The sequence below is a fragment of the Microbacterium sp. NPDC055903 genome, from assembly GCF_053615555.1.
In genome coordinates this window covers 24,835-47,503 of the sequence record NZ_JBSHCA010000003.1, presented here as the reverse complement: position 1 = coordinate 47,503, position 22,669 = coordinate 24,835, and the positions used below count along the sequence as shown (strand labels likewise).

Genomic DNA, 22,669 nt, shown 5'->3' with positions numbered 1-22,669 from the left:
GATACCGTGAGTCACGCTGCTGTCGGGGCGCCGGGGACGCCCCGGCGATATCTGCATTCGCTGTGGTTGCTGTCCGCCAGGGACCTCAAGGTCCGCTACGCGACGAGCTTCCTCGGCTACCTGTGGTCGGTGCTGGATCCGCTCGTGATGAGCGCCATCTACTGGTTCGTCTTCACGCAGATCTTCCACCGCGACGTCGGAACCGAACCGTACATCGTCTTCCTCATCTCGGCGCTTCTTCCGTGGGTGTGGTTCAACTCCTCCGTCTCGGATTTCACCAGGGCCTTCAAGAAGGACTCCCGACTCGTCCGCTCGACGAACATCCCGCGGTCGATCTGGGTCAACCGCATCGTGCTGAGCAAGGGCATGGAGTTCCTGTTCTCGCTTCCCGTGCTCGCGCTGTTCGTCGTCGTCAACATGCTCACCGAAGCAGACCCGACCAAGGTCGTGCACATCGGCTGGGGCATCCTCTGGTTCCCTGTCGCGATCCTGCTGCAGGTGATCCTGCTCGTCGGTCTCGGTATGCTCGTCGCGCCGCTGTGCGCCCTGTACGCCGACCTCGAGCGCACCACCGGCCTCATCCTCCGTGCGCTCTTCTACGCAACCCCGATCATCTACAGCGTCAGAGATCTGCCTGGTGCCTTCGAAGTGCTCGGCTCGTTCAACCCGCTCGCGGGGATCTTCACGCTCTACCGGATGGCGTTCTTCCCCGGCGAGTGGCACCTGAACACGGTGCTGATCAGCGTGGCGATGAGCCTCATCATCTTCGTGCTGGGCGCCTGGGTGTTCCGCACCCTCGAACGCCCCGTGCTGAAGGAGCTGTGATGACGGCCGGCTCGCGCGTGCTCATCGCGGAGCTCGACTCGCCGGCGCAGGCCGAGCGCTTCCGCGAGGGCGAGGATGCCAGACAGGCGATCACCGAGCTGACAGGGATGCTGCGCACCGGGATGCTGATCTCGGGCACCGTGCTCGTCACCGATGCGATGGTCCTCGACGGCGCATACTTCGTCCGCCTCGGGCCGGATGGAGTACTCCGCGAACTCGGCGTCGCCGGCACCGGCGAGCCTCTCGTCATCACCGGCACTGCGCCGACGCTGCGGGCAGGCCTTGAGGCGCGGCGGGAGAACCCCGACTTCGCCTGGTCGCTCGAGGGCGTCTCCTATGGGCGCGTCCCTGACAGCGTCGCCGACGCATGGAACCGGTGGCTGCACGCGACCGAGAGCGGCACGATCCGCTACGAACAGCAGACCGCGGCGGATGCTCCGCTGCGGACCGGCCCGGCGCCGGTCGCGTCCGCGCAGACGCTCGAGATCGTGGCCGAGTCGAAGCTCGGAGAGGTCCTGTTCCGCAGCATCGCGAACCGGCGCATCGACGACCTCTCCGTCTCAGAGGACGAGCGCGCACGGATCCGGTCCTGGTGGACGGACGCATACCTGCGGATGATCGCGGAGAACGCCCGCGCCGACTGGATCAGCTTCGACAGAGACCCTGGCCTGCGCGCCGAACTCGACTCGCAGGACCTCGAGGTGCCCCTGCCGGAAGAGCTGCGGGCGTGGGCGGAGCGATCGACGCCGTCCACGATCGCGCTGGGCTGGGATGCGTCCGTCACGCAGCGCGCGCGCCTTCGCGCCGCGCCGACCTGGTCGAAGATGCGTGGACTTGCGTACGCCGTCAAGCAGGTCTCCGCCGTGCCTGCGCGCTGGTGGGTGATCACCGCGTCGGCGTCGAAGCTCGTCTTCGCCGTGCTGGTGATCTGGCTCGCCGTCCCTGGGCTCGGCGTCGGCGCCGTCGACAACCCCCTCACCTGGATCGCCTTCATCGGCCTCATCGCCACCACCGTGCCGGTCGACTCGCTGCTGTCCCTGCTCTCGCTCTTCGAGAAGGCCGAGCGCACCCGGCTGATCGTCCACAGAGGGGCGCGGGCATGACCGGTCCGTTCCACGTCGTCTACCGCAGCGAGGGCCCGCTCGATGTCCGCCTCGAGGCGGCGGAGGCCGACGCATACCGGCATCACCGCCTCATCGTCGCGGACGGGCGAGTCGGCTCGGTGATCCTCGCCACGAGGGATGGCGCGGTGCTCCTGGTGCGGAGCGACCGGCCTGCTGCGGGCATGACCCTCTGGGAGCTGCCGCGCGGAGCCGGAGACGCAGAGGACGGCGACGGGATCGACACGGCGATGCGCGAGCTGACCGAGGAGACCGGGCTGATCGGGCGCCGCCCCCGTGTGCTCGGACGGTACATCACGGACAGCTCCGTCTATCCGCAGCCCGTCGACGTCGTGATGTGCGAGGCGGAGACCGCCGACCCCGTGCGCGAGACAGACGGCGAGATCGACGCGCAGCGCTGGGTGCCGGCCGGAGAAATCGCGGTGCTCGTCCGCGACGGTGTCATCATGGATGCGCACTCCCTCGCGGCGATCGCGCTGTGGCGGGTGCAGGAGGAAGAAGAAGTATGACGGCTGCGATCGATGTCACCGGCCTCGGCGTGCATTTCCGGCGCAACAGGCGCGGAAGGCGCAGTTTCAAGGACCTCTTCGCCGGGGCCTCCCGCCGCTCTCGTCCCGGCGAGTTCTGGGCGCTGCGCGACGTCTCCTTCAGCGTCCAGCAGGGCGAGTCCATCGGCGTCGTCGGTCGGAACGGACAGGGGAAGTCGACGCTGCTCCGACTGGTGGCGGGGGTGCTGCTGCCTGACGAGGGCTCCGTGCAGGTCAACGGCGGCGTGGCGCCCCTCATCGAGCTCACCGGCGGCTTCGTCGGCGACCTGACCGTGCGCGAGAACGTCCGGATGACCGCCGGGCTGCACGGGATGTCCAAGGCGGAGATCGCTCGCCGCTACGACGGCATCATCGCGTTCGCCGAGCTCGACGGCTTCGAGGACACCCCCTACAAGCACCTGTCCAACGGCATGAAGGTCCGTCTGGCCTTCGCTGTCGTCTCGCAACTCGACGAGCCGATCCTCCTCGTCGACGAGGTGCTCGCCGTGGGCGACAAAGCGTTCCGCGACAAGTGCTACGCCCGCATCGACGAGCTGCTCGCCGAGGGGAGGACGCTGTTCTTCGTCAGCCACAACGAGCGCGATCTCCGGCGCTTCTGCACGCGCGGACTCTATCTCGACAAGGGCGCCCTCGTGCTCGACGGCCCCATCACCGCCGTGCTCGATCGCTACAACGCCGATATCGCGCGCTGAGCGAGGCAGGCGCGGCCGGCCCTGGATACCGGATCAGAGGCCGACGAGCCCGCGCAGGCTCTGCAGCGCGTCCTGGGCGGTGCTCTCGGCGCCGCTGACGCCGTTGCCGCTGCGGTACGCCGACTGCAGCGTGTTGAGCGCGTCCAGATAGGTCTGGACCCCCTCAGACCAGTCGCCCGCGATCGAGGACGGCGCGACGGCATCCGAGAGCCGTTCGGCGTCCTGCTGCAGCAGCATCACATCGTTCGCACCGCTCTCGCCGCCGTCCTCGGCGGCGTAGCCGAGGCCGGTGACCGCATCGTCGAGCACGGGGCGCACCTGCGCGGCGAAGGCATCCATCGAGGGGTCGGTGACGGGCGGTGCCGTCGGCGGCGCGGTGGGCGTCGACGTCGGCGTCGGGGACACGGTGGGGGTGGGCGTCGCTGTGACGGAGGCGCTGGGCGAGGGGGAGGGCGTCGCGGTGCCGGTCGGCTCCGGACGGAAGCTGCCAGGCAGCACCACGAGCAGGAACATGAGGACCAGGGCGACGGCGACCACCCCGAGCCCGACGAGCAGCCAGACCTTCCAGCGCTTGTTCTTCTGCGGCGGGAAGTACCAGACCGCCTCGGGCTGACGCTCGTCGCTCATCATTCCTCCAACGCGGGCATCGGCTGCCAGCTGCGGTCGCGTCCGAGACGGCCGCCCTCGCGCAGGCCTCGGAACAGGTTGCTCGTGCCGCGCGCGGTCCGCTCGACGAACACCAGCCGGATCAGCTCCTTGAAGAACGTCGCCGTGGTGCCGAGCCCGAACAGCACCGGGTTGTAGACACCGTGCACGCGGTAGTACTGCTTGATGAAGGCGCGGTTGCGCATGATGTAGAAGCGGTAGGCGTTGCTGGACGCGTTGAGGTGGCGAAGGCCGAAGTCCCACTGCCTGATCTCGCGCGTGCGACGCAGGACGAAGTCGTCCACGATCACCGAGGTCGTGAGCCGCGACGCCAGCCAGCCGTAGACCTGGTCATCCCAGTAGATGAAGAACCGCGGGTCGGGCAGGCCGATCCGCGTCACGATCGAGCGGTGGATGAACATCCCCTCGAAGCATCCGCTGTTCATCTCCTTGAACCCGGAAGCGTCGAAGCCGGACGGTGCGAACGGGATGGGGATGCCCATGCGCTCGGCGATCCGGTACTGCCAGTAGAACTCGCTGCCGTCGTAGTCGTAGCGGCGACCCTGGATGCTCTTGAAACGGCCGCTCCACGCACCCATCTTCGCCAGGCCGTCGGGGAGGACCTCGACGTCGTCGTCCATCATCCAGATCCACTCCGCGCCGAGCCCGTACGCGGTGCGCATGCCCTCGCTGAAGCCGCCGGACCCGCCGGTGTTCTCCTCGAGCCTGCGGTAGACGATCTCCGTGCCGATCCGGTCGCGGAACGACTCGACCACGTCCGTGGTGTCGTCCGCCGATGCATTGTCGACGATGACGACCCTGCCCGGCTTGGGGTCCATCGCCGTGATGCTCGTCAACAGGCCGGTGAGCAGCTGTGACCGGTTGTAGGTGACGACGACGATCGCGGCCGAAGAGGGATCGAAGGCGGGGGAGGTCATGCCTTCTCCTCGAAGGTGGTCTGCCAGGAGGCATCGGAGACGAGGTCGGGGAGCGCGCGGCGATACTCCTCCTGTAGTTGCGGCCAGCGCCGCTGCAGCTGGCGGTGCAGCCGAAGGGTCTCCCTGAGCATGCGGCGGAACTTCGCCCGATCACGGGTGTAGATGTTCTTGCCGGAGCCGTCCGCCGCGCTCACCAGGGCGCTGTCGAACGCGGGTACGCGCCACCAGTGCGCGTCGTCCTTGCCGAACTCCACCTCCGGCTGGGCGACGTTTGCCGGATCTGGTGTGTGCAGCCAGTGCTTCACGAGCGTGGACAGCGTGAACCAGCGCAGCGCCAGCCCGGTCGGGTTGTCGAGGTCGTTGATGTCGAGCTGCTTGTACATCTGCCGTCCCCGCCGGGAGTGCAGCACCCGGGAGGGGTCGCGATGCACGACCGTCTCGGGGTATTCCGCCGCGAGGGCGCGGGCGGCAGGCATGGCCGTGGCGAGGTTGCGTCGCATGTGCTCGGGCCCAGACAGCACGTCCCTCAACGCCATCGCGCGCAGTGCCGCGGGGTAGTACTGCATCATCATCAGGTGCTTGAGGTCGGCGCGGCGGCTGTGCCTGATCAGCCGTCCGCCGTTGGGGGCGCCGGAGTGCAGCAGGCCGGCCACGATGCGATTGCGGGCGTGGAAGTACGCCTGCCAATCGATCGAATCGTCCTTGTTGACCCAGGAGACGTGCCACAGCGCGACACCGGGCATCGAGACGGTCGGGTAGCCGGCCTCTCCCGCCCTCAGGCAGAACTCGGCATCGTCCCATTTGATGAACGCGGGGAGCGAGAGCCCGACCTCGCGCACGGCGTCGAGGGGGATGAGGCACATCCACCAGCCGTTGTAGTCGGCGTCCATGCGCTTGTGCAGCAGCTTGGTCTGGCGGAGGTTCGAGGTGCCGAAGTCGTGCGGCATCTTCTCCTGGTACTGATTGCGCCACATGAACGGCGACTCGTCGACGACCTCGGCCCAGCCGTGCAGCTTCGGCCGGTCGAGGAGATCGAACATGTGGCCGCCGACGAGCATCGGGGTGGTCGCGTAGCGCCCGAAGACGATCGACCTGCGCAGGGACTCCGGCTCGATGCGCACGTCGTCGTCGAGGAGCTGGACGAAGTCGCTCTCCTCGCGGCGGATGCTCTCGTGCATGGCGCGGGCGAAACCACCGGATCCGCCGAGGTTCGGCTGACGGATGACGCTGAGCGTCTCGCCCAGGCGAGCGGCGACGTCATCGAAGCCGTCCTCGTCGGCGACGAGCTCGGTGCCCTGGTCGACGAGGAAGATCCTGTCGACGAACTCGAGCGCATCGGGCGAGTCCGCCAGCGCGCGCAGCGTCTCGACGCAGTAATCGGGCTTGTTGTAGGTCGTGATGCCCAGCGACGCCTTGCCCGACCGCGCCGGCTCCTGCTCGGTGGTCCACTCCGCGCCCTCGAGCACGGCGTTCTTCTCGTCGGCCACGACGTCGAACCAGATCCACCCGCCATCGCTGAACTGCGTGAGGCCGAGGTCGAAGGACGTGGACGCCTCGCCGGTGACCTCCCGTGTCGCCACGCGCTGCCGGATGCCTGAACCGTTCGAGCGGTAGACGAGGATCGTCGCAGGTCCGCTGGTGCGCACGGTCAGGCGGATCTCCCTGACGCTCGTCCAGTGCTGCCAGTAGGACGCGGGGAAGGCGTTGAAGTAGGTGCCGAGCGAGACGCGGCGTCCCGCGACGATCCTTGCCCTGTGCCTGCCGAGGATGTTGCCGAGGTGCGCCCTCGCCGAGACGCGCACGGGCTCGCCCTCGATCGTCGACCATGTCTCGGGGTCGGCGTACAGCGGAAGAAGGTCGGGGTCGCGGTCGAGCGGGAAGACGACATTCTGCAGGACGTGAGCCACGAGGCGATCTCCGAGGTGGTGCGGCGCTCGCCGACGGTATGCGTTCGGCGGGCGTCCCTGATGAGGGCACGGATCAGCCTACCCGGCATCCCCTCGGCATCACCTCCGAGCACGCCGACAATGCTCGGCTCAGCTCTGCGGGGGGAGGGTGGGGAGCACCCCGGTGTGCGCGGCGTCGATGTCCTCCCGCCAGGAACGGGACTGTCCGGCCCGCAACGCGCACAGGGCGAGCATGAACCAGCCGAGGCCGCCCAGCGTGAAGCTCTCGAACATCGAGTCGATCGCGAGCGTCACGAGGATCAGCGGCGTCCAGGCGTACACGACCGACCGCCTGGCGCTGGCCACCAGCCAGGACCGCACGAGCGCGACGCCGCCGAGGAGCAGGAACAGGACGAGGCCGGCGATCCCGAGCTGGAGCAGGGCGTCGAAATAGGCGTTGAGGGCGGAGCCGTGCTGCTGGCCGAGCAGGAAGTTGATCGACGAGAACGGCCGTTCAGCGGCGGGCCAGTCCCCGAACCATCCCCAGCCCTGCAGCGGATGGACGGCGGCGAAGTCCAGCAGCATGTTCCACAGGTCCGCACGCATGGAGAAATCGGAGCCTGCGCCCATCCACCGGATGATGGGATGCCGGAACACGAAGGCGAACACCAGCGCGAGCGCGACGAGGCCGGCGAGCGACCACTGCACGAGACCCCGGCGTTCAGGGGGCGCGTGCCGGACGAGCGTCAGCGCGAGCGTCACCACACCGACTCCGACGGCGAGCACGAGCACGGTCGGCGACGCGGAGAGCAGGGCGAGGAATCCGGCCAGAGCGATCGAGGGGATGGCGAGCCGGACGGACACGGACTGCGTGCGCCATTCGATCACGAAGGTGATGAGCGCGATCACGGCGACGAATCCGAGCATGTTCCTCGTGCCGAAGATGCCCTGCACTGGCCCTCCGGCGGCCAGGTCGCCCTCGATGCCGAGGAAGGCGATCGGCATGTCCAGCAGGATGCCGGCGAGGATCTCGAGGCCGAGCGACACGCTCAGCAGCACGCGCAGGGAGTCGCCGATGGCCCGCACCGTCTGAAGCGTGTCGCGGATGTGGCCGATGACGATCGCCAGGATCCCGTAGCCGGCCAGCGACACCCAGGCGATGAGGGTGTCGCTGCGGTCGGTGCTCCACAGCACGCTGGCCAGGGCGAGCACGAGGAAGGCGAGGAGCGAGGTCGGGGCGAGCCTGAGGAGGGACAGCTCCGCTCGCCGTGCGACGAGAATGGCGACGCCGATGCCGCACAGCACGAGGATCACCGTCGAGAGCGTGACGGCGGAGGTCATGCGTTCGATCGCGAAGGAGCCGAACACCGCGCACAGGACCGTGATCGTGTAGGCGCGTGCCGCCTCGACGGAACCGAGCAGGCGGGAGATGGGGTGCCCGCCGGTCACGGCACCCGCCGCGTTCGCCGTCCGACCTCCGTGACCCTGGCGCGCTCGCTCAACCCCACGCCCACCAGCGGCACCGACTTCACCTTGAACGACAGGAGGACGACGAGCAGCCAGCCCCAGAGCATGATGGGCGTGGACTCGGTGAGGCCCTGCACGAGCAGGATCACCGTGTACAGCAGCGGCAGCAGCGTGACGGGGGAGTAGGGGCGATCAGCCCGCAGATCCCACCGGGGACGGTCCACCGCGAAGAACCACGAACGCCAGAGCAGGCTGAGGTAGGTGATCGCCATGAGGACGACGCCGACCACGCCGAGCTGGAAGAGCACGTCGATCCACATGTTGTGCGCGTGGAAGACCGTGATCCCATGGTCTTCGATCCACCCCGCGAAAGCCGGGTCGAAGGGCAGCCAGGGGCTGGAGAAGCCGAGGCCGAAGACGGGACTGTCGGCGGCCCGGTCGAGCACGGCGGTCCAGATCTTGTCCGCGCGGCCGGTGAGGTCGGCGCTGCGGCCGAGCGCGGTGAAGATCGCGGGAGCGAGCAGCAGGCCCGCCAGCACGCACAGCGCTCCGATCGACCCTGCCGTCAGATAGATGCGCCGTCTCGCCCTGGGCGTCGAAGCGCGCCGGAGCAGCAGTGCGACGACGAGCACGGCGCCGGCGGCCATCGCGCAGATGTACGCGGTCGCTGACGACGCCCGGATGAGGAAGAACGCGGCGAGCAGCATCCACAGGGCGAGCGTGGTGCGCCACCGGGCTCCGGCGGCGAGGCGCACCCCGAAGGCGACGAGCGCGAAGAGCGCGATGAACGCGAGCAGGTTCGCGTTGCCGACAATGCCCTGCAGGCGTCCGCCGTCGAAGAGGTTGGCCCGCACCCAGTACCACTGCGGGTCGATGTCCCCGGCGGGGAGCGTGACGAAGTTCGGCAGGATCGGGCCGTGCACGACGAGCACGGCCCAGAGCTCGAAAGCGAGCGAGAGGCCGAGGATCCACTTGAACGCCGATGCGAGCGCGCGGATGATCTCCTGCCAGCTCAGCGCGTAGGCGATGAACAGCGCGTTCACGGTGATGGCGGCGAGCAGGACCCACGTGATCACGGTCGGCAGACGCCAGTGCGACCAGGCGACCGAGACGAGCGCCAGGGAAACGTACCCCAGAGCCACCCACGGGAGGCGACGCCAGGGAAACGCGTGCGGGCGAGATCGGGCCAGCATGGGCGCACCGATCGCCGCCGTCGCGAGCGAGATCACGAGGATGACGACCCCGGCCCCCACGGCGCCGACGAGGTTGTAGACGGCGGCGTGCGCGAACACCAGGACGAGCACCAGGACGACGTACCCGCGCAGGAGCAGCCGCCCGGTGGATTCGCGCTCGGGTGCGGCGGGCGGTGCCGACACCGGATGCTTCGTGTACTGCGCCATCGCGTTCAGGCTACCGTGCGCGCCTGCGGCATTCCCGTGCCGGGCGACGCCCTACGCTGGGGGCATGCTGCTGCGTCTGTCGAACGTGCCGCGCGACTACGCGTGGGGATCCGCCGTGCTCATCGCCGACCTGGAGGGCCGAGAGCCCACGGGGCGGCCGGAGGCGGAGGTCTGGTTCGGGGATCATGCGGGCGATCCGGCCGACGTGGCGGGCGGCACGACGCTGGACACGGTCACAGGCGGGAGCCTGCCGTATCTGCTGAAGCTCCTGGCCGCCGACGCTCCGCTGTCGATCCAGGTGCACCCGACGATCGCGCAGGCGAAGGAGGGCCGGGTGCGCGAGGCGGGCCTCGCCGAGGACGATCCCCGTCGGAGCTACCGCGACGACAACCACAAGCCGGAGCTCATCGTCGCGCTCAGCGAGCGTTTTGAGGCGCTCGCCGGGCTCCGTCCCGTCGCGCAGACGCTGCGGCTGCTCGACGGCTTCGACGATCGGGCGGGAGTCGTCGCGCTCCGCGAACGCCTCGCCGCCGGGGGAGACGTGCTCCGTGACACGATCGCGTGGCTGCTCTCCGGAGACGCGGACGCCGAGGTCGCCGAGGTGATCGACGCGCTCGCGGAGGCCGACATCGACGGATACGCCGAGACGATCGCGGCGATCCGCGGCGTTGCCGAGCGCAATCCGGGAGATCCGGGCGTCGTCGTCGCCCTGCTGATGAATCACGTCGTGCTGTCCCGCGGTGAAGGGCTGTTCCTCAGAGCAGGGCTCCTGCACGCGTATCTCGGCGGTCTCGGCGTGGAGATCATGGCCGCCAGTGACAACGTCCTGCGCGGAGGGCTGACCCCCAAGCACATCGATGTCGCCGAGCTGCTCGCCGTGCTGGACACCGCGCCGGGCGAGGTCGACGTGCTGCGTCCCCCGCTCGTCGACGGCGCGGTGGACTATCCCGTGGCGATCCCCGACTTCGCCCTGCGCCGGATCGAACTGTCGGGCGCGGCGCGCACAGTTCGCCTCGACGGCGCGGCGATGGTGCTCGTCACGAACGGCGAGGTCCGCGTCTCCGGTGCGGACGGGGCAGAGATCGTCGTCTCTGCGGGGAGCGCCGCGTTCGCGACGGCGGATGAGGCTGCGCTCGGTCTGCGTGGTCCAGGCGAGGTCTTCGTCGCCCAGCCCGGTGCGCCGATCTGACCTTCGCGACACGCCGATGCGTCCTCAAGAACCTTAAAGGCAGAGTTGAGGGTTTACGATCCGCGACTTGACCGCAGCGAATGACACGGGTGTAATTAGGAGGAGCAAGGCCCGGCGGGGGGCAGGACAAGGGCAAGGGAGGGCGACATGACGGGTTACCGTTCGGACGTTCCCGAGAATTGGTACGTCGATCCCGTGAACCTCGGAGTTCCGGGGGTGCGGCCGGTCGAGTCCGGCGACGACAACGCGCTCGCCTGGCAGACCGATGCGCTGTGCGCGCAGACCGACCCCGAGGCCTTCTTCCCCGAGAAGGGCGGATCCACGCGCGACGCGAAGCGGATCTGCACGTCCTGCGACGTCCGCGGCGAATGCCTCGAGTACGCGCTCGGCAACGACGAGCGCTTCGGCATCTGGGGCGGGCTCAGCGAGCGCGAGCGCCGCAAGCTCAAGCGCCGCGCCGTCTGATCCTTCGTTCACAGCTTCGGGGGCGCGCCGTGCGCGATGATTCGGGCGGAGCCTCGACCGGCCTAGGCTGACCACGTCATGCCAGCCCGACTCCACGCCGTCATCGTCGCGCGCTCAGGGGCGACAGCCCGAGCGCAGCTCCTGCACACTCTCTCCGCCGTCGGCGCGCAGACCCGTCGGCCGGATGCCGTCACCCTCGTCCTCTGCGGCGATACCGTGACGGCTCAGGAGAGCGCAGCCATCGGCGGCGCCGTCGAAGGCATCATCGCGACCAGGGCGACGACGTCGTACGCGGATGCGCTCGCACTCGCGATGCCGAGGGTGAGCCAGGGGAGCGGCGTCTGGCTGCTCGCGCACGACACAGCGCCTGAGCCCACCGCGCTGGAACAGCTCGCCGGCGCCCTGGAGCGTTCGCCCTCCGCGGCCCTCGCCGCGCCGAAGCTGCTCAGCGCTGCGGACCCCAGCGAGATCGTCTCCTACGGCGTGACCATGACGACGCTCGGCCGCAGCGTCGATCTCGCCGCGGGCGAGCTCGATCAGGGGCAGCACGACGGCGTCGACGAGGCGCTCGGCGCTGATATCAGGGGCGTGCTGATCCGGGGCGAGCTGCGCGAGAGTCTTCTGCCCGACACCGCCCTCGCCGGAGCCGATGAAGGCCTCGACCTCGGCGTCCGCGCACGACTCGGGGGCGGCCGCGTCGTGCTCGCCTCCGGCGCCCGCGTCCTCGTCGCCCCGGACGGCCCGGCCGCGCTCCCCGAGCGCACCGCGCAGCGGGCGTACGTCACCCGACTCGCCCAGCTGCATCGACGCCTCGCCTACGCCGCGGCTCCGCTGGTCGTGCTGCACTGGCTGACCTATCTGCCGCTGGCGCTCTGGCGCACGATCGGGCACCTCGTCGGCAAGCGCCCGGCGGCCGTCCTGCCGGAGTGGGGTGCCGCCGCGACGGCGATGGCACGATTCGGCGCCATCGCGCGCTCCCGCCGCCGCATCCGGTCTTTCCGCACGGCATCCTGGGCGAGCATCGCCCCGCTGCGCGTCACGGCAGGGCAGCTTCGCCGCCGTTGGGACGACGGGCACGGCAGCGAGCGCGGCGCTGTGAGCGAACTCCGGTTCTTCTCCGGTGGAGGGGCGTGGATCGTGCTCGCGGCGCTTCTCGTGAGCATCGCATCGTTCACCTCCCTGCTCGCCTGGCCCTCCATCGCCGGGGGCGCGCTGCTTCCGCTGCGCGACACCGTCGCTGCGCTCTGGGCTGACGCCGCCTGGGGGGTGCGCGGTCTGGGCGTCGACGTCATCGGCCCCGCCGATCCGTTCGCCGCTGTCGTGGCCGTGCTCGGCAGCCTGTGGCCCGCCGCGCCGTCGTTCGCTCTCGTCCTGCTCTGGATCCTCGCTCTGCCTCTCGCGGTCCTCGGCGGATGGTTCGCGGCGACCCGGGTATCGGACCGCTCGGGCGTGCGTGCCTTCGTCGCGATCGCCTGGGCGCTCGCACCGACTTTCCTCACCGCGCTCGTCGACGGCCGGCCGGCAGCCGTCCTCGTTCATCTCCTGCTGCCGTGGGTGTTCCACAGTGCGGTCGTCGCGCATCGATCGTGGGGGGCGGCCGGCGCCGCGTCGGTGCTGCTCGCCGGTGTCGTCGCGTCATCGCCCTCGCTCGCGCCCGCGATCGGTGTGCTCTGGATCGTCGCGGTCGGCATCGTGATCGCCCAGCGCAACGCCCGCGGCGTGGGCCGCTGGGTGTGGCTGCTCGTTCCGACGGCTGTGCTGTTCCTGCCCCTGGTCGTCTGGCAGCTCCGTCACGGGTCCGCCTTGGCGCTCTTCGCGGACCCCGCCCTGGTATGGGCGGGGCCTCAGGCGGATGCGGATGCCGCGGGGCGGCTCGTGCTCGCAACCGGATTCCCGACGGCAGACCTGGCGGGTTGGACCACGCTGGTCGATCCTTCGCTCGCCGCCTTCGCCCCCGTGCTGCTCGCACCGCTCGCGCTTCTCGCGCTCGCCGCGGCGGCCGCACCGCGCTGGCGGGCCGGCGTCGTGCTCCTGCTCGTCGCCCTCGTGGGAACGGCGACGGCGTTCGCGGCCGTCGGCGTCGCCGTCGGATTCGTCGACGGGGTCGCGGTGGCGATCTGGCCCGGCGTCGGCCTGAGCCTGACGTGGGCGGGCGTCGTCGGCGCAGCCGGCGTCACCCTCGACACCCTCGTCGGGATCGGGTGGGTGCGCACGCTCTCGGCGGCTGTCACCGGGGTGGCCCTGGCCGTCTGCGCCGTCCCGGCGCTCGCCGCCTTCCACTCGGACCGCAGTGCGGTCGTGCAGGGCGGGGAGAGCACCCTTCCCGCCCTGATCGCTGCCAACGCCAGAGCCGATGAGGAGCAGGGCACGCTCGAGCTGACGCCGCTGTCCGGCGACCGACTCGCTGCCAGGGTGATCTGGGGATCCAGTGAGACGCTCGGAGCGCAGACCAGCATGCTCAGCACGGCGACGTTGCCGCAGGGCACGGATATCAGCGCGGTCGCCGTCGATCTGATCTCCGGTCGCGACTTCGACGCCGCCGAGCAGCTCGCGGAACTCGGCATCGACTTCGTGCTCATCCGGGAGGTCTCCGGTTCCCAGGCCGATGCCGCGCGTGCGTTCCGCCTCGACGCGATCATCGCGGTCGATCAGCGCTCCGGGTTCGTCAAGGCGGGCGAGGTCACCGGAATGGGCGCCCTCTGGCGTCTCGAGGAGCCGGGCGAGCAGGGGCCGGCTGCGCTCGACGACGGACAGCGGAGCATCTCCCGCGCCGTCGGTCTCACACAGCTCGTGGTCTTCCTCGCCGCCGTTCTGCTCGCCGTGCCGACCAGGGCGTCACGCCGCGCCGCGCGCGCCGTCTCCCGCATCGTCGGCAAGGCGCCGGAGGAGCCCCTCGCACCGGTGCGCAGGCCTGCCGGAGCGATCGATCACTACGCCGGCGATGAACAGGATGTGCCTGCACCCGACGAGACGGCGCCCGATCCCGCCTCTGCGGCGGAGCCGGATCCCGATTCCGCGCCGGAGCCCGCGCTCGATCCGCCGTCGCAGGACACGGCGGCGGAGCCCGTCGCCGCAGAGACGGACGATGCCCCGCAGGGCGGCGAGGAGACGAGCAGATGACCTCGAACAAGGCTGCGACGATCGCGGTGACCGGCGTCCGGCTCGCGGTAGGCGCCGTCGTCGCCGTCGGATGCGTCTTCGGCGTGACCGCGGCCGTCGCATTGCCCTGGCCGAGCATCAGCGGAACCACGGCTGAGACGGCCGTGACGACGGTGCCGGCCGACGCGGCGCTCGTCTGCACGGGCGCATTCCACGCGCTCGGGCGGGATGTGCAGGACGCATCGGCGCTGGAGTCCGTCGGAAGCAGCCGCATCACGGACGGCGGCGACCCCGTCTCTCCCGATTCGGTCGAGCTCGCAGGTTCCGACGGCGCGGCATCCGCCCAGGTCTTCACCGCGGAGGTCCAGGACCGGCAGGCGCCGCTCGTGGCGGCATCCGAGTCGCAGCGCCTCGCGGAAGAGGACCTCTCGGGCCTCGCCGCCGGCTCCTGTGAGCAGGCGAGCACGGAGTCCTGGATCGTGGGCGGATCGATCCAGACCGGAGCGACTGATGTGCTGGTGCTCGCCAACCCCGGCAGCGTCACGGCGACCGTGACCCTGACCGTGTACGGCGAGGAGCAATCGGCATCGACGGTCATCCTCCCTGCGCAGACGCAGACCGGGATCCCGTTCGCCTCGATCGCCGCGGGTGAGACGGAGCCGATCGTCCGGGTCACCGCCGAAGGGGCGCCGGTGAGGGCCAGCCTGCAATCCGCGCTGATGAGCACGCTCGAACCAGCCGGCGTCGACGTGCAGAGCAGCACCGGCGTCGTGGGGCAGGAACTCGTCTTCGCCGGTATGCAGGTCGTCGCTCTCGGCGAGGGAAATGCGACCGATGCCCTGCGCCTGCTCGCCGTCGATGCGGATACCGAGGCGCAGGTGACCGTGCGGGATGTCGACGGCCGGACCGCCAGCACCTTCACCGCGCCGTTGTCCGCCGGTGTACCGCTCGAGGTCGCTCTCGGCGATCTCGAGATCGGCACCTACTCGGTCGAGGTCCTCGCCGATGTGCCGCTGGTCGGCGGCCTCTGGCAGGGCACGGGAACAGGCGGCGGCACGGACTTCGCCTGGATGACGCCGTCGCCCGTCCTGGAGGACGATGCGCTCTTCGCTGTGCCGAGCGGCCCACGACCTGCCCTTCATCTCCTCGGCGATCCCGAGAGCGACGCCGTCGTCACCCTCACGCGCATCGACGGCTCCGCACAGGAGATCCGGGTCGCAGCCGGAGCCTCTGAACTCGTCGATCTCCGAGCATCCAGCCTCTACCGGATCTCGACCGATGCTCCCGTCCGTGCCGCCGTCACGATGGCCGGAGAGGGGCAGCTCGCGGGGTGGCCCGTTTCCCCGGGGCCCGGGGCGCAGCAGGTCATCGGCGTCGTCCCCTGACGCGAGCCGGCCGTCAGGCGTCCGGGCCCATCTCCCACGGCTCGCGCCCCGCGTACTCGGCGGCCGCCCGGAACACGGAGCTCTCGATGGCGATGCGGCGGTGCGCGGCGTCGTCGTGACCGGGCGGCAGGAGGCGTTCGATGGGGATGCGGAACAGCACGATCCGCCTGGCCTCGCGGTCGATCCACCAGCGCGGCACGCCGTTGCTGCCGCCCGCATCCATCGGCAGAGCGCCGATCTCGAAGGAGACGTCCTCGAGTTCCGGCCAGGTGCCTCGGAGGAACTCCACGGCAGAACCGACCGTGAGATCGAAGCGGTCCAGTCGGCCGTCGAGCGGGGGGAGCGGGGGGCGGACGACATCGCTGCGTCCGAGCCTTCCGTGCCTTCCGTGCCTGGCACCTCGGCGGGGCGAGGTGCGGGCGGCGCGTCGACGGATCATGACGAAAGTCTATGCGCGCGGCGTCGTCGCGCGGGCGCCGGTGCGGGCTAGCCTGAGGGAGATGGATGAACGGCTCTGCTCCAAGCCCGCCTGCGCCCGAGAGGCGGTGGCCACGGTCACCTACGACTACGGCGACCAGATGGTCGCGCTCGGCCCGCTCGGGCCGTCGGCCCAGCCGAGCGCGCACGATCTCTGCGCGACGCATGCCGATCGGCTCTCCGCACCGGCCGGCTGGCTGATCGTCCGTCACGAGGCGCTGCGGGTCTGACACCGATCTCCCAGGAGTCGCTGCCATCCACGCCGGTCGCTTCTGGCTAGGCTGATCGCGGATGCGCCATGGCGGGGCTTCCGGAAAGGCAGCTGCCGTGGTCGTCTGGCGTCGTTGGGTTCTCCCGATCCTTCTCCTCATCGTCTTCGGCGCCTGCGCCGCAGCGCTGGTCAAGCTGGCGTTCTTCCCGGACAGCACGCAGGCCGCGGTCGAGCCGGAAGCGGGCATCACCGATCCCGTCGTGCTCGTGGAGCGCGGCTCGGTCGTCAACGCGCTCACACTGTCGGGGAACATCGCCAGAGATGAGGCGTTCGCGATCCGCGGGCAGGTCAACGGCACGGTCACCGATGTCCACGTGTCTGAGGGGGCGAGCGTGAAGGCCGGGCAGATCCTGTTCACGGTCAAGCAGGACTCGCCGGCGAAGAAGATCGACATCGTCGCGCCTGAAGCAGGCGAGGTGACCGACATCGCCCTCGTCAAGGGGCAGATGACGTCGGTCGGCGAGGAGATCGCGACCCTCACACCCGCGCGCTACCACCTGCTCGCCACCGTCGAGCCCGTGCAGCTGTACCGGCTCGTGGACGCGCCGAGCGAGGCGACGGTCACCATCACCGGCGGGCCGGCGCCGTTCGCCTGCACGGGAGTCAAGGTCGAGGTGTCAGCCGAGGGGACGGCCAGCGTGCGATGCGCGATCCCTGTGGATCAGACGGTCTTCGCCGGGCTCCCCGCCCAGCTCGATCTCGCGATCGGACAGGTGGACGACGCCCTCGTCGTCCCCGTCACGGCCGTGCAGGGCGGATCCGGTACCGGAGTGGTGTGGGTGGATGCCGGAGAGGGCGCAGAGCCGGAGGAGCGCACCGTGAGCCTCGGTGTGAACGACGGGGTGCTCGTGGAGGTCACCGAGGGTCTCACGGAGGGTGAGAGCATCCGGCAGTTCGTTCCCGGATTCGCCGCTCCTGTCGAGGAGTTCTGCTACGAGAGCGAACCAGGCGTCGAGGTCTGCGAGAGCGGGACCAGCTGGTGAGTCTCGTCTCGCTCCAGGACGTCACCAAGAGCGTCCTGCTCGCGGACGACTCCCGTCTCGAGATCCTGCGCGGCATCAGCCTCGACGTCGATGCGGGCGATCACGTCTCGATCGTCGGGCGCTCTGGCTCGGGGAAGTCCACCCTTCTGAACATCCTCGGCATGCTCGATACGCCGACATCCGGAGCCGTCTCCTTCGAGGGCCTACCGGTGCGGAAGATGCGCACCGGGCGCCTCGACCGGCTGCGCGGCGCGAACGTGGGCTTCGTCTTCCAGCAGTTCAACCTCCTGCCGGGGCGCACGGCGTTGGAGAATGTGATGATGCCGCTCGGTCACGCCTCAGGACGGCTGTTCTGGCGTCGGAGGGACATCGCCGCCGAGATGCTCGAGCGCGTCGGCCTCGGCCATCGCATCGACCAGATCGCCGACCGTCTGTCCGGTGGTGAGCAGCAGAGGGTGGCCATCGCGAGGGCGCTCGTGCGCAGGCCCGTACTGATCCTCGCCGACGAGCCGACGGGAGCACTGGACATCGACACCGGTGCGGTCGTGATGTCGTTGCTCGACGAGGTGGCGACCCAGACCGAGGCCGCGCTCGTCACGATCACGCACGATCTCCACGTCGCCGCTCGTGCGCGCAGGCACTACCGGTTGGAGGCGGGGCTGCTCGCCCCGGTCGATCTCAGCAGAGCGTTCGAGGCATCCACCCTCGCCGAGCCCGTCCCTTCGAGCCCTGAGCCCGTTCCATCGAGCCCTGAGCCCGTTCCATCGAGCCCTGAGCCCGTCGAAGGGCGCACCGCATGAGCGGCATCATCGGCGCGCTCGCGGACGCCTGGTCGGAGATCCGCGTCCACCGGCTGCGCGTGCTGCTCAGTCTGATCGGCATCGCGGTCTCCGTCGCGGCGCTCACCGCCGTGGTCGCGTTCTCCGAGTTCCAGCAGCAGTTCCAGGCCGAGCAATCCGACCGCTGGGGTGGGCGTGTCGCCACGATCGCGGTCACGCCGTACACCGAGGACGGCTCGAACATCGACGTGGATGCCTTCGACGAGCTCTTCACCAGAGTCGGGGAGCGGTTCGCGTTCTCGCACACCGCGCGCAACGTCCAGGGCATGGCGATCCCCGTGCAGCTGCCGGACGGCTCCGTCGACGTTCCCCTGCGGCTTATCGATCCGGTGTTCCCGCTGATCCACCGGGAATCCCTGTTGGAGGGGAGATGGCTCACCGACGGCGATGCGCAGGCGCTCGCCCCTGCGGTGGTCATCACGGAGCCGCTCTGGGACCGCCTGGGGCGCGTGCCTCTCTCGCAGCATCCGGTTCTCACCGTCGGCGGCCCGACCGGCGGCACCTACCAGGTCGTGGGTGTGACGCCGAAGCAGGGCATCTGGGACGAGGAGCTACGGGTGGACGTGCTGTACGACGCCTATCGCGCCCGTGTCGATGCGCTGCCGCTCGGCATGGTGCCGACGTGGGAGGTGTGGGTCGGCGAGGAGCAGGCATCCGAGATCGGTCCGGTGCTGGCGATGGATCTGCGGGCAGGCCTCCCCGAGGGGCAGGAGGTCGGCGTGAGCCGCACCGACTGGGGCGCGATGAGCGGCCTGGAGGATGCCATGCGCACCTTCGAGCTCATCACCGGCGGCATCGCGGTGCTCATCCTCGCGCTCGGCGCGCTCAGCCTTGTCAACATCCAGCTCGTCGCGATGCGTCAGCGGGTGCGGGAGATCGGCGTCCGGCGCGCGTTCGGCGCGACAGGCGGTCGCGTGTTCACCTCGGTGCTGCTGGAGAGCCTGGTAGCCACCACCGTCGCGGGAGTCATCGGCATCGCGATCGTCGTGGCGGTGCTGCGCTCGGAATGGATCGTCACGATGATGTTCCCCGGGATGCAGGACGTCCCCCCGTTCCCCATGCGTGCGGCGGTGACGGGCCTCGTGGCATCCGTCGTCGTCGGCGCGGTGGCCGGCTTCATCCCGGCTCTCGTCGCCCTGCGCGTGAAGGTCATCGACGCGATCCGCTTCTGAGACGCGGACTCAGACGCGGATGCGCCGCCCCGTCAGACGCTCTGCGCGGTCGTCCGCGAGCTGCAGGGCGCGCAGCTCGCGAGCTCGACGAAGCACCGTCGCGGCGGCGAGCACGTGCTCGGGGGGAGCCGCCGGCATGGGCGAGATGTACGGTGCGGCCTGCTCGAGGAGCTGTTCGGCGATACGGGTTCGCGCCGCCGGTGTGAAGTTCTGCGCGTTCTGCAGGAACTGGGAGATGCGCCTGGCGAGGCGATCGGGCAGGCGTGCGACATCGGCGATGGCGGCCCACTCGGCGAGCCCTGGAGGAAGGAGGGGAGCGTGGTGCACGAGCGCCGGCGTGCGCACGCGCTGGGCGTAGGTGCCGGCGGCGAGGTCGCCGAGGCGCTGCGAGCGGGCGGTCATCGCCCCGGTGAGCAGCGCGACGGAGCCGAAGGTCATGAAGATCTCGAGGAGACCGAGGAGGGCGCGGACGAAGGCGTGCCGGAATCCGATGGCGCCTCCGTCGATGCGGACCACGCGTGCACCGACGGCGAGCTTGCCGAGGCTCCTGCCCCTGGTGGCGACCTCGACGGCCACCGGGACGATGACGAAGCAGACGGCGAGGGCGACGACGCTCATGATGCGGGCCACCGCGTCGCTGAACACGCCCGCCCCCGAGAGCCAGAAGGTCAGGAGCAGGAAGGCGATGTAGAGGACGACCATCGCGAGGAAGTCGATCATGGCGCCGAGCGTGCGCAGGAGGAATCCGACCGGCTGGGCGTCGATCGCGACGGCCTCTCCGGAGAGCACCTCGTCTTCCGACGCGATCGGGGTGGACATGAGTACAGTAAACCAGGTGGATGCCGATGCACTCAGCGATGCACGCCGCGCGGAATGGGAGCGGCTGGACGAGCTCAGCCGAGCTCGTGTCGCCAGCGGCGCCCAGGTCGACGAGCTCATCGTGCGCTATCGCGCGGCATCCGCGGATCTCGCCGAGCTGAAGACGTCGGTGGGGGAGTCGCCCCAGGGCGCCTACCTGTCCACGATCCTCTCCAGGGCCCGTCTGACCCTCACGGGTGCGAGCGACAACGTGATCACCCAGATCATCCGGTTCTTCGTCGACCAGCTGCCCGCGGCGCTGTACCGCCTGCGCTGGACGACCCTCGCGATAGCCGGCTCCTTCCTCGCCATCGCCGTGGGGATGGCGATCTGGATCGCAGGCGACCCGGCCCTGGTCGCCTCGATCGGCTCGCCGGAGTTCCTCCGGCAGTACGCGGATGAGGACTTCACCGGCTACTACACCGAGAACCCTGCGGCCGAGTTCGCCGGCCTGGTATGGACCAACAACGCCATGATCGCCGCGCAGTGCGTGCTGTTCGGCATCACCGGCATCTGGCCGATCTACGTCATCGTGCAGAACGCGGTCGGCCTCGGCGTCTCGGGCGGGATCATGGCTGCTCACGATCGGGCCGATGTGATGGTGCTGTACATCCTCCCGCACGGGATGCTCGAGCTCACCTGCATCTTCGTCGCGGCGGCCGCCGGGCTGCACGTGTTCTGGTCCTGGGTGGCCCCCGGCCACCGGAGCAGGGCCGAGTCGCTGGCCGCGGGAGGGCGGTCGCTGGCGACGGTCGCGATCGGGCTCGTCTTCGCACTGCTTCTCGCGGGGCTCGTCGAGGGCTTCGTGACCGGCTGGTCGCTGCCATGGCCGGTCAAGATCGGGATCGGCGGCGCGGCGCTGGCCGCCTTCCTCGTATACATGCTGCTCGTCGGCGGCCGCGCTTATCGCCGTGGGCAGACGGGCGACCTCGTGGAGTTCGAGGCGGGGACTCCACGCCTCGTCGCGGGCTGAACCGTCGCCGCACGAAGAAGGCGCCCCCGCCGGAGCGGGAGCGCCTCCTGTCGTGGATCAGGCCTTCTTCGTGCCGTCGAAGAGGAGCTTGTAGGCGAATCCGGCGATCAGTGCGCCCACGATCGGGAACACGAGGAACACCCACAGCTGGGCCAGCGGCTCGGCGCCGCCGTAGATCGCTGCCGCGATCGAGCGGGCGGGGTTCACCGAGGTGTTGTCGACCGGGATGCTGATGAGGTGGATGAGCGTCAGCGTGAGACCGATCGCGAGACCTGCGAACGGCGTGCCGCGCTTGGAGTGCGTCGTGCCGAGGATCACGAGCAGGAACACCGCCGTCAGGATGACCTCGATGATGATGGCTGCGCCGATCCCGAAGCCGCCGGGGGAGAGCTCGCCGAAGCCGTTGCTGGCGAATCCGGCGTCCTGCGCTCCCGTCAGCCAGCCGTCGGGGCCGAACTGCCCGATGAGGAACAGCAGCGTGCTGCCGACCGCACCGCCGATGACCTGGGCGATGATGTAGGGCAGCACGTCGCCCCAGCCGATGCGGCCTGCGGCCGCAGCGCCGAGGGTGACGGCCGGGTTGAAGTGCCCGCCCGAGATCGGGCCGAAGGCGTATGCGCCGGCGACGACGGTGAGGCCGAACGCCAGCGCCACGGCGACGTACACCGCGGAGTTGGCACCGGGGTCGGTGAAATGGTTGGAGGCGAACAGCGCCGTGCCGACGCCGCCGAAGACGAGCAGGAGTGTGCCGAAGCCCTCGGCGGCGAGCTTCGCCCCCATGGTGGGCGCAGCGGACGTGGTGTCGCTCATGTTCCGAAGTCCTTTCAGGAGCGCCGGACCGGTACGGCCCGGCAAGCCACATGATGGCCGCGTACTCAGCATCCTCACAGCAGGCGCGCCGTATGTGTCGCACGTGACGGCGATGCCGATATATCGCTCGAGGGCGCGTGTCACCCTTTCTTGAATCACTCAAAACAAGCTAGAATGACCTCGTGACCCTTCCCGTGCTGCCCGACGACGCCGCGATCCGCGGCGCGGGTCTCAGGGTGACGGAATCGCGCAGGGCGGTGTTCGAGGCCTTGCGCGGTCATCCGCATGCGAGCGCCGAGGAGATCCACGCCGCCGTACGCCCGCGCGTCGACTCGACGAGCCTCCAGTCGGTGTACAACGTGCTCGGGGACTTCGCCGAGGCCGGCCTCGTGCGCCGCATCGAGCCCGCCGGGCATCCGATGCTCTTCGAACTCCACGTGGACGACAACCACCACCACCTGGTGTGCACGGGATGCGGGGCCGTCGAGGACGTCCCCTGCGCCGTCGGCCATGCCCCGTGCCTCACGCCGTCCGACGATCACGGTTTCCGCGTGACGTCGGCGGAGGTCACGTACTGGGGGCTGTGCGCCTCCTGCGCGGCCGAGGCCTCCTGACCATCCATCCAT

General features: G+C 69.8%; 22 protein-coding genes. 14 read left to right on the top strand and 8 right to left on the bottom strand.

Features of this window, described 5'->3' with window-relative positions; all coding sequences use genetic code 11:
* Positions 1 to 6 precede the first annotated feature (6 nt).
* The 4 genes from ACWGJP_RS14065 to ACWGJP_RS14050 are packed head-to-tail and all read left to right on the top strand — an operon-like array spanning position 7 to position 3,186.
* A complete protein-coding gene (locus tag ACWGJP_RS14065) occupies positions 7 to 825 on the top strand; it encodes an ABC transporter permease (protein ID WP_452330428.1) in 819 nt (272 codons plus the stop codon).
* Entirely contained in the window at positions 825 to 1,928 is a 1,104-nt protein-coding gene (locus tag ACWGJP_RS14060) for a hypothetical protein (protein ID WP_452330427.1), read from the top strand. Before ACWGJP_RS14065 ends, ACWGJP_RS14060 begins: the two co-directional genes overlap by 1 nt.
* The gene (locus ACWGJP_RS14055; RefSeq protein ID WP_452330426.1) at positions 1,925 to 2,455 is read left to right on the top strand and encodes an NUDIX hydrolase; all 531 of its coding nucleotides are present in this window, start codon (positions 1,925 to 1,927) and stop codon (positions 2,453 to 2,455) included. Before ACWGJP_RS14060 ends, ACWGJP_RS14055 begins: the two co-directional genes overlap by 4 nt.
* Positions 2,452 to 3,186 (top strand): ABC transporter ATP-binding protein, encoded by a 735-nt coding sequence (locus ACWGJP_RS14050; protein ID WP_452330425.1) that lies wholly within the window; start codon positions 2,452 to 2,454, stop codon positions 3,184 to 3,186. Before ACWGJP_RS14055 ends, ACWGJP_RS14050 begins: the two co-directional genes overlap by 4 nt.
* 33 nt (positions 3,187 to 3,219) lie before the next feature.
* Here the strand turns inward: ACWGJP_RS14050 and ACWGJP_RS14045 are convergent, their stop codons facing one another.
* The 5 genes from ACWGJP_RS14045 to ACWGJP_RS14025 all read right to left on the bottom strand — a co-directional run bounded on the left by ACWGJP_RS14045 (position 3,220) and on the right by ACWGJP_RS14025 (position 9,522).
* Positions 3,220 to 3,813: a hypothetical protein gene (locus tag ACWGJP_RS14045; protein ID WP_452330424.1), complete on the bottom strand. Its 594-nt coding sequence runs from the start codon at positions 3,811 to 3,813 to the stop codon at positions 3,220 to 3,222.
* Positions 3,813 to 4,769 (bottom strand): glycosyltransferase, encoded by a 957-nt coding sequence (locus ACWGJP_RS14040; RefSeq protein ID WP_452330423.1) that lies wholly within the window; start codon positions 4,767 to 4,769, stop codon positions 3,813 to 3,815. The genes ACWGJP_RS14045 and ACWGJP_RS14040 overlap by 1 nt, the downstream gene beginning before the upstream one ends.
* Positions 4,766 to 6,676, bottom strand: coding sequence for a glycosyltransferase (locus tag ACWGJP_RS14035; protein WP_452330422.1), 1,911 nt, complete (start codon positions 6,674 to 6,676; stop codon positions 4,766 to 4,768). The genes ACWGJP_RS14040 and ACWGJP_RS14035 overlap by 4 nt, the downstream gene beginning before the upstream one ends.
* Positions 6,677 to 6,805: 129 nt before the next feature.
* On the bottom strand, positions 6,806 to 8,104 hold the full coding sequence (locus tag ACWGJP_RS14030; protein WP_452330421.1) for an O-antigen ligase family protein: 1,299 nt from the start codon (positions 8,102 to 8,104) through the stop codon (positions 6,806 to 6,808).
* Positions 8,101 to 9,522, bottom strand: coding sequence for an O-antigen ligase family protein (locus tag ACWGJP_RS14025; RefSeq protein WP_452330420.1), 1,422 nt, complete (start codon positions 9,520 to 9,522; stop codon positions 8,101 to 8,103). Before ACWGJP_RS14025 ends, ACWGJP_RS14030 begins: the two co-directional genes overlap by 4 nt.
* Before the next feature lie 64 nt (positions 9,523 to 9,586).
* Here ACWGJP_RS14025 and manA point away from each other — a divergent pair, with 64 nt between their 5' ends.
* The 4 genes from manA (at position 9,587) to ACWGJP_RS14005 (ending at position 15,660) form a co-directional block, all read left to right on the top strand.
* Positions 9,587 to 10,711 carry a mannose-6-phosphate isomerase, class I gene (manA, locus tag ACWGJP_RS14020; protein ID WP_452330419.1) on the top strand — a complete coding sequence of 375 codons (1,125 nt, stop codon included), beginning with the start codon at positions 9,587 to 9,589 and terminating at the stop codon, positions 10,709 to 10,711.
* A 147-nt stretch (positions 10,712 to 10,858) separates the two neighbouring features.
* Positions 10,859 to 11,176, top strand: coding sequence for a WhiB family transcriptional regulator (locus ACWGJP_RS14015; protein ID WP_452330418.1), 318 nt, complete (start codon positions 10,859 to 10,861; stop codon positions 11,174 to 11,176).
* A 78-nt stretch (positions 11,177 to 11,254) separates the two neighbouring features.
* Complete coding sequence (locus ACWGJP_RS14010) at positions 11,255 to 14,296, top strand: glycosyltransferase (protein WP_452330417.1); 3,042 nt, start codon at positions 11,255 to 11,257, stop codon at positions 14,294 to 14,296.
* The gene (locus tag ACWGJP_RS14005) at positions 14,293 to 15,660 is read left to right on the top strand and encodes a DUF5719 family protein (RefSeq protein WP_452330416.1); all 1,368 of its coding nucleotides are present in this window, start codon (positions 14,293 to 14,295) and stop codon (positions 15,658 to 15,660) included. The genes ACWGJP_RS14010 and ACWGJP_RS14005 overlap by 4 nt, the downstream gene beginning before the upstream one ends.
* A 13-nt stretch (positions 15,661 to 15,673) precedes the next feature.
* On the opposite strand, the gene ACWGJP_RS14000 is transcribed toward ACWGJP_RS14005, so the two are convergent.
* The gene (locus ACWGJP_RS14000) at positions 15,674 to 16,099 is read right to left on the bottom strand and encodes a hypothetical protein (protein ID WP_452330415.1); all 426 of its coding nucleotides are present in this window, start codon (positions 16,097 to 16,099) and stop codon (positions 15,674 to 15,676) included.
* On the opposite strand from ACWGJP_RS14000, the gene ACWGJP_RS13995 reads away from it, so the two are divergent.
* From ACWGJP_RS13995 to ACWGJP_RS13980, 4 genes are all read left to right on the top strand, one after another.
* Complete coding sequence (locus tag ACWGJP_RS13995; protein WP_452330414.1) at positions 16,098 to 16,367, top strand: DUF3499 family protein; 270 nt, start codon at positions 16,098 to 16,100, stop codon at positions 16,365 to 16,367. The genes ACWGJP_RS14000 and ACWGJP_RS13995 overlap by 2 nt on opposite strands.
* Before the next feature lie 97 nt (positions 16,368 to 16,464).
* Positions 16,465 to 17,391: an efflux RND transporter periplasmic adaptor subunit gene (locus ACWGJP_RS13990; RefSeq protein ID WP_452330413.1), complete on the top strand. Its 927-nt coding sequence runs from the start codon at positions 16,465 to 16,467 to the stop codon at positions 17,389 to 17,391.
* Positions 17,388 to 18,191, top strand: a complete 804-nt coding sequence (locus ACWGJP_RS13985) for an ABC transporter ATP-binding protein (RefSeq protein WP_452330412.1) — start codon at positions 17,388 to 17,390, stop codon at positions 18,189 to 18,191. Before ACWGJP_RS13990 ends, ACWGJP_RS13985 begins: the two co-directional genes overlap by 4 nt.
* Positions 18,188 to 19,402 carry an ABC transporter permease gene (locus ACWGJP_RS13980; protein ID WP_452330411.1) on the top strand — a complete coding sequence of 405 codons (1,215 nt, stop codon included), beginning with the start codon at positions 18,188 to 18,190 and terminating at the stop codon, positions 19,400 to 19,402. The genes ACWGJP_RS13985 and ACWGJP_RS13980 overlap by 4 nt, the downstream gene beginning before the upstream one ends.
* Before the next feature lie 9 nt (positions 19,403 to 19,411).
* On the opposite strand, the gene ACWGJP_RS13975 is transcribed toward ACWGJP_RS13980, so the two are convergent.
* Positions 19,412 to 20,221 carry an RDD family protein gene (locus ACWGJP_RS13975; RefSeq protein WP_452330410.1) on the bottom strand — a complete coding sequence of 270 codons (810 nt, stop codon included), beginning with the start codon at positions 20,219 to 20,221 and terminating at the stop codon, positions 19,412 to 19,414.
* 16 nt (positions 20,222 to 20,237) lie between these two features.
* Between ACWGJP_RS13975 and ACWGJP_RS13970 the strand changes: the two genes are divergently transcribed.
* Positions 20,238 to 21,233, top strand: coding sequence for a stage II sporulation protein M (locus tag ACWGJP_RS13970; protein ID WP_452330839.1), 996 nt, complete (start codon positions 20,238 to 20,240; stop codon positions 21,231 to 21,233).
* Between the two features lie 57 nt (positions 21,234 to 21,290).
* Here the strand turns inward: ACWGJP_RS13970 and aqpZ are convergent, their stop codons facing one another.
* A complete protein-coding gene (gene aqpZ / locus ACWGJP_RS13965; RefSeq protein ID WP_452330409.1) occupies positions 21,291 to 22,043 on the bottom strand; it encodes an aquaporin Z in 753 nt (250 codons plus the stop codon).
* Positions 22,044 to 22,225: 182 nt separating this feature from the next.
* Between aqpZ and ACWGJP_RS13960 the strand changes: the two genes are divergently transcribed.
* Positions 22,226 to 22,657 carry a Fur family transcriptional regulator gene (locus ACWGJP_RS13960; RefSeq protein WP_452330408.1) on the top strand — a complete coding sequence of 144 codons (432 nt, stop codon included), beginning with the start codon at positions 22,226 to 22,228 and terminating at the stop codon, positions 22,655 to 22,657.
* Positions 22,658 to 22,669 lie beyond the last annotated feature (12 nt).

Coding starts and splice junctions, on each gene's coding strand:
- ACWGJP_RS14045 (WP_452330424.1), bottom strand. CDS start 3,813: ATGAGCGACGAGCGTCAGCCCGAGGCGGTCTGGTACTTCCCGCCGCAG.
- ACWGJP_RS14000 (WP_452330415.1), bottom strand. CDS start 16,099: ATGATCCGTCGACGCGCCGCCCGCACCTCGCCCCGCCGAGGTGCCAGG.
- ACWGJP_RS14055 (WP_452330426.1), top strand. CDS start 1,925: ATGACCGGTCCGTTCCACGTCGTCTACCGCAGCGAGGGCCCGCTCGAT.
- ACWGJP_RS13980 (WP_452330411.1), top strand. CDS start 18,188: ATGAGCGGCATCATCGGCGCGCTCGCGGACGCCTGGTCGGAGATCCGC.
- aqpZ (WP_452330409.1), bottom strand. CDS start 22,043: ATGAGCGACACCACGTCCGCTGCGCCCACCATGGGGGCGAAGCTCGCC.
- ACWGJP_RS13995 (WP_452330414.1), top strand. CDS start 16,098: ATGACGAAAGTCTATGCGCGCGGCGTCGTCGCGCGGGCGCCGGTGCGG.
- manA (WP_452330419.1), top strand. CDS start 9,587: ATGCTGCTGCGTCTGTCGAACGTGCCGCGCGACTACGCGTGGGGATCC.
- ACWGJP_RS14010 (WP_452330417.1), top strand. CDS start 11,255: ATGCCAGCCCGACTCCACGCCGTCATCGTCGCGCGCTCAGGGGCGACA.
- ACWGJP_RS14050 (WP_452330425.1), top strand. CDS start 2,452: ATGACGGCTGCGATCGATGTCACCGGCCTCGGCGTGCATTTCCGGCGC.
- ACWGJP_RS14005 (WP_452330416.1), top strand. CDS start 14,293: ATGACCTCGAACAAGGCTGCGACGATCGCGGTGACCGGCGTCCGGCTC.
- ACWGJP_RS14025 (WP_452330420.1), bottom strand. CDS start 9,522: ATGGCGCAGTACACGAAGCATCCGGTGTCGGCACCGCCCGCCGCACCC.
- ACWGJP_RS14015 (WP_452330418.1), top strand. CDS start 10,859: ATGACGGGTTACCGTTCGGACGTTCCCGAGAATTGGTACGTCGATCCC.
- ACWGJP_RS14040 (WP_452330423.1), bottom strand. CDS start 4,769: ATGACCTCCCCCGCCTTCGATCCCTCTTCGGCCGCGATCGTCGTCGTC.
- ACWGJP_RS14060 (WP_452330427.1), top strand. CDS start 825: ATGACGGCCGGCTCGCGCGTGCTCATCGCGGAGCTCGACTCGCCGGCG.
- ACWGJP_RS13975 (WP_452330410.1), bottom strand. CDS start 20,221: ATGTCCACCCCGATCGCGTCGGAAGACGAGGTGCTCTCCGGAGAGGCC.